General features: G+C 67.1%; 4 protein-coding genes. 2 read left to right on the forward strand and 2 right to left on the reverse strand.

Translation table 11 applies throughout. The features are described 5' to 3' along the window. Window positions 1-312 precede the first annotated feature (312 nt). A complete protein-coding gene (locus BRO63_RS16915) occupies window positions 313-1,323 on the forward strand; it encodes an aldo/keto reductase (protein WP_088140886.1) in 1,011 nt (336 codons plus the stop codon). A gap of 50 nt (window positions 1,324-1,373) precedes the next feature. On the opposite strand, the gene BRO63_RS16920 is transcribed toward BRO63_RS16915, so the two are convergent. Both BRO63_RS16920 and BRO63_RS16925 read right to left on the reverse strand, forming a co-directional pair. Next, entirely contained in the window at window positions 1,374-2,714 is a 1,341-nt protein-coding gene (locus tag BRO63_RS16920) for an MFS transporter (RefSeq protein WP_088140887.1), read from the reverse strand. Window positions 2,715-2,800: 86 nt separating this feature from the next. Next, window positions 2,801-4,438, reverse strand: a complete 1,638-nt coding sequence (locus BRO63_RS16925; RefSeq protein WP_088140888.1) for a GMC family oxidoreductase — start codon at window positions 4,436-4,438, stop codon at window positions 2,801-2,803. A 180-nt stretch (window positions 4,439-4,618) separates the two neighbouring features. Between BRO63_RS16925 and BRO63_RS16930 the strand changes: the two genes are divergently transcribed. Beyond that, a complete protein-coding gene (locus BRO63_RS16930) occupies window positions 4,619-5,464 on the forward strand; it encodes an IclR family transcriptional regulator (RefSeq protein ID WP_088140889.1) in 846 nt (281 codons plus the stop codon). The last annotated feature ends 62 nt before the right edge of the window (window positions 5,465-5,526 follow it).

Here is a 5,526-nt window from a genome sequence, read left to right on the forward strand (position 1 = left end):
CGCCCCAATGGGGCTGCGCTTCGGATGGCTCCGGGCCGCCTCGGCTGACAGCTGCCTAATGCACTGGTTTCAGGCCCGTTCATGGGCAGATGCCGTGAGCCGGTGGCCGGGCGGAGGGATCCGAAGCGCAGCCCCACCGGGGTGAGCATCGGAATCCCGCAGTCCGGACGCCGGCGCCTCAAGAACCCCAGCCTCACAAAACCAAACATCAACAATCCAACCAAGAATGCCCTAGATGCAAATTTGACTGGCGCAGGCTTGCCGTTGCATGCTCCCGCCTAATCCATTTCCGTGAACGAGAGGAAGCCAACCATGAACTACCGCCGCCTCGGCCGCAGCAATCTCCGCGTTTCTCCGCTCTGCCTGGGCACCATGATGTTCGGCGAGCAAACCCCCGACGACGAAGCCGCCCGCATCGTCGCGTCCGCGCGTGACCATGGTTTGAACTTCATCGACACCGCCGACGTCTACAACGGCGGCCGCTCCGAAGAAGTGGTGGGCAAGCTCTTGAAAGGCCAGCGCCACGACTGGGTGCTCGCCAGCAAGATCGGCAATGCCGTCGGTGAAGGCCCGAACCAGGCTCATTATTCGCGCCAGTGGCTGATCCGCGGCGTCGAGGAAAGCCTCACGCGCCTGGGCACTGACTTCATGGACATCCTCTACCTGCACCGCGACTACCACGAGGAAAACCTCGAAGAAGCGCTGTGGGCCCTGGGCGACCTGATCCGCGCCGGCAAGCTGCGCAGCTTCGGCCTGTCCAACTTCCGTGGCTGGCGCATCGCCGAGGTCATGCGCCTGTGCGAAAGAATGGGCGTGCCGCAACCCGTCGTGTGCCAGCCTTACTACAACATGCTCAACCGGGGCCCCGAAGTCGAGATCCTGCCCGCCTGCAAGCACTATGGACTGGGCGTCGTGCCCTACAGCCCGATCGCGCGCGGCGTGCTCACCGGCAAGTACCTGCCGGGCCAGGCGCCCGCGGCCGACACCCGCGCCGGACGCGGCGACCGCCGCATCCTGGCGACCGAGTTCCGCGAAGAGTCCCTGGAAATCGCGCAGAAGCTGGTGGCGCACGCCGCCGCCCGCGGCACGCAGGCGGGGCATTTCGCCACCGCCTGGGTGCTGGCCAATCCCGTCATCACCGCCGTCATCGCCGGCCCGCGCACCCTGGCGCAGATGGAGGACTACTACGCGGCCCTGGACGTGAAGATCACGGCCGAGGACGAGGCCGTCGTCAATGACTGGGTCACGCCCGGCCATGCTTCGACTCACGGCTACAACGATCCCAACTACCCGTTTTACGGCCGCCCGGTAGCGGCGGCCTGAGGCATCAGCCCAGAAAAAAGTGCCGGCCCATGTGGCCGGCGCTTTCACGTTCAGGCCTTGCGCAAGCCCGCTGACGGCATCCCAGTCGCCGCGGCCGCCTCCAGTTCCGCCGGCTGCGCGCCACGCCCGATCAGCATCGCGCACACCGCCGACACCACCCCCGCGAACAGCACGTACAGGCAGATCAGCCAAGGCTGGCCGCCGCCTGTCTTCAACAGCGCGGTCGCGATGATGGGCGTGATGCCCGAGGCGAAGATGCCCGAGAACTGGTAGACGAAGGAAATCCCCGTGTAGCGCACCTTGGCATCGAACAGCTCGCAGAACAGCGCCGCCTCCGGCCCATACACCGCCGCGTACAGGATGCCGAACGGAATGATGATGGCCAGCCAGATCAGCATCACGCTGCCCTGGCTGTTGAGCATCAGCCAGAAGCCGGGAAAGGACGCCGCCGCAGTGATGAGCGAACCCCAGAAGTAAACCCGCGTGCGGCCGATGCGGTCGGACAGCCGGCCGAAGAAGGGGATGAAAAAGCACATCACCAGGGCCGCGGCCATCACCCCGATCAGCGCTTCGGTCCGGCTGATCTGCACCGTCTGCGTCAGGTACGAAATCGAGAACACGCCGAACACGTTGAAGAACACGCCGTCGATGTAGCGCGCGCCCATGCCCTTGAAGACATTGCCCGGATAGCGCTTGAGCATGTCGAAGAACGGAATGCGGCTTTCGGCGTTGTTGGCCTTGACCGCCGCGAACTCGGGCGTTTCCTTGATGTTCAGGCGGATGTACATGCCCACCAGCACCATGGCGGCCGACGCCAGGAAGGCGATGCGCCAGCCCCAGGCCATGAACTGCGCGTCCGTCAGCAGGGTGGACAGCAGTGCCACCGTGCCCGAGGCCAGGCACAGCCCGATGGCCAGCCCGATCTGCGGCAGCGATGCATAAAAGCCTTTTTTGCCCGGCGGTGCGTACTCATAGGCCATCAGCACCGCGCCGCCCCATTCGCCGCCCAGGCCTATGCCCTGGAACACCCGCAGCAAAAGCAGCAGGATCGGCGCCCAGATGCCGATGCTGTCGTAGGTCGGCACCAAGCCGATCAGGAACGTGGCGATGCCCATGATCATCAGCGTCATCACCAGCATGCTCTTTCTGCCGATGCGGTCGCCGAAGTGGCCGAAGATCAGCCCGCCCAGCGGCCGCGTGATGAAACCGACGGCAAAGGTGGTGTAGGCCAGCATGGTCGAGACCACCGGGTCGCCCGTCGGAAAATACAGCTTGTTGAACACGATGCCCGCGACGACGCCATACAGGAAAAAGTCGTACCACTCGATGGTGGCGCCGATCAATGACGCGGCGACGACTTTGCGCACCGCGGCTTCGTTTTGCTTGGCCATGTCTAGTCTCCTTTGGTGGGGCGGTGGGGCAATCTGCGTTGTCCTGCGCCTGGGGGTTCTGCTATCCGGGATCCGTCATCTCCGATTCAGGCGGCGACGCGCAGCGCCTGCGGCTGCGCTTGCCTGAGGTCCTGCAACATGAATTCGGCCGCGCGCTCGGCCAGCATCACCACGGGCACGTTGGTGTTGCCCGATACCAGCGTCGGCATGATCGAACAGTCCACCACGCGCAACCCGGCCACGCCATGCACGCGCAGGCGTTCATCCACCACGGCCATGGGGTCGCTGGACGGCCCCATCTTGGCGGTTCCGGACGGGTGGAAGATCGTGGCGCCGTATTCGCGGCAGAAGTGCAGGATCTCGTCGTCCGTGCGCACGTCCGGCCCGGGGCGGAACTCGCGCTTCATCAGGCCGGCCAGCGGTTCGGTGGCGGCAAGCCTGCGCGCATACTTCACCGCCGCGACCGCCATCTGGCGGTCCAGGTCGGTGGACAGGTAATTGGGCTGCATGGACGGCGCCTCGAACGGGTCCGCGCTGCGCAGCCGGACCCGGCCGCGCGACGTGGGCCGCAGCTGGCACACCGAATAGGTGCAGCCCGAGAACGGATGCACCTTGCCGCCCGCCATGTCGGCCGACAGCGTGGCGAAGTGGAACTGCGTGTCGGGCGTACGGCTGGCCGGGTCCACGCGGCAGAACACGCCGCCCTGGTTGATGCCCACCGCCAGCGGCCCGCCGCGGAACAGCAGCCATTCCAGGCCCATGCGGGCGCGGCCCGTCAGGCTGCGCAACTGGTCGTTGGTGGTGATGGGGCGGGTCGTCTCGTAGATCAGCCGGATCTGCAGATGGTCCTGCAGGTTCTCGCCCACGCCGGGCAGGTCGCGCACCACGCCGATGCCGAACTGGCGCAGCAGTGCAGCGGGCCCGACGCCGGACAGCTGCAACAGCTGCGGCGATTGCAGGGCGCCGGCGCACAGCACCACTTCGCGGCGGGCGCGCACGGTGTGCACCTGGCCGTCGCGCCGGTAGCGTACGCCGCAGGCGCGCTTGCCTTCGAACAGTACGGCCATGGCGTGCGCGTCGGTTTCCACGCGCAGATTGCTGCGGTCCTGCGCGGGGCGCAGGTAGGCCACGGCGGTTGAGCAGCGGCGGCCGTTGCGCGTGGTGAGCTGGTAGTAGCCCACGCCTTCCTGGTCGCCGGTGTTGAAGTCCTGCACATGCGGCAGGCCCAGCTTTTGCGCGGCGCCTATCAATGCTTCCACCAGCGGATGCGCGGTCTTGATCGAGGTGGCGTTGAGCATGCCTTCAGTGCCGCGCGTGGGGCCCGGACCGAGATCATTGTTCTCGAGCTTGCGGAAGTAGGGCAGGCACTCGTCCCAGCTCCAGCCGGGATTGCCGGCGGCGGCCCAGGCGTCGTAGTCCTGCCGCTGGCCGCGGATGTAGATCAGGCCGTTGATGGAGCTGGAGCCGCCCAGCGTGCGGCCGCGCGGCCAGTAGATGCGCCGGTCCAGCATGCCGGGGTCGGGGTCGGTGTAGTAGCCCCAGTTCAAGACCTTGTGGAACATCGTCTTGCCGTAGCCGATGGGGATGTGTATCCACGGGTTGCTGTCCTTGGGGCCGGCTTCCAGCAGACAGACGCTGTGCGCGCCGCTGGCGCTCAGCCGGTTGGCCATTACGCATCCGGCCGAGCCGGCGCCGACCACGATGTAATCCACGGTATCGGACATGTCCGCAAGCTCTCCCTGCAGCAGGGCGCCGCGCCAAGCCTACGGCGCGTTAACCCTGCTTGTCGTTGTGGGGCGCACTTATATACTGGATCGATGCCGGCGCCTGGGCGCTGCGGCATTTGAGGCGATTCTAGGAAGCGCGCGCGCAGAGCAAAGCACAACAGGCGCAGGGGCGGAAAAGTGGAACAGAATATGCAGATTCAGTTTCAAAATCGCGGTGCAGCATCGGCGCAGCAGGCCGATGATGCCGCCAACCATCAAGAGGCCGCGCGTTCGCTGCGGGCGCTGGTGGTGCTGGACCACCTGGCGCGCGCCCAGCATCCGCCCACGCTGGCGCAACTGGCGCAGCGGCTGGACATGCCCAAGACCACCTTGATGCGCCTGCTGGCGGCCATGCAGCGCGCCGGCTTCGTGGCCGCCACGCCCACCGAGAACGGCTTCGTGCCGGGACCGCAGGCGGCGACCCTGGCCCTGGCCACCTTGCGCGCCTCGGCCTTCACACGCGCCTGCCGCGCGGTGCTGGCCCAGCTGGTTGGCACCCTGGGCGAAACCTGCAACCTGACCGCGCCCGACGGCGATCGTGTGATCTACATGGAACGCGTCGAAACGGCCGAGCCGCTGCGCCTGTTCTTCGCCGTGGGCAGCCACGTGCCCATGCATTGCACCGCCAGCGGCAAGCTGTTCCTGGCGTCCATGAACCGGCTGGAGCGCGGGCGAGTGCTGGCGCGCCTGCCGCTCACGCGCAACACGCCGCGCACGCTGACGGACCCGGCCAGGCTGGAAGAAGAGCTTGAACGGCTGGCGGCGCGCGGCATCGGCATCGACAACGAAGAATTTGTGCGCGGCATGAGCGCCGTGGCGGTGCCGGTGCGCGACGCCGACGACCGCGTGGTCGCGGCCGTGGCCTGCCACGCGCCGACTGCGCGCGTGATGCTGGACGAGCTGCTGCGCGCGGTACCGGTGCTGGAACGCGCCGCGCGGGCCATGCACGACGTATTGGCGCAGCACCGAACCGGCGCGACGTGACAGCCCGGCCCGCGGGCTTTCAATCGGGCGTGAACAGGTCCGGCGGCAGGCGCGCCACGGCG

The sequence above is a fragment of the Achromobacter xylosoxidans genome (assembly GCF_002192695.1).
Classification (GTDB): Bacteria; Pseudomonadota; Gammaproteobacteria; order Burkholderiales; family Burkholderiaceae_B; genus Achromobacter; species Achromobacter xylosoxidans_C.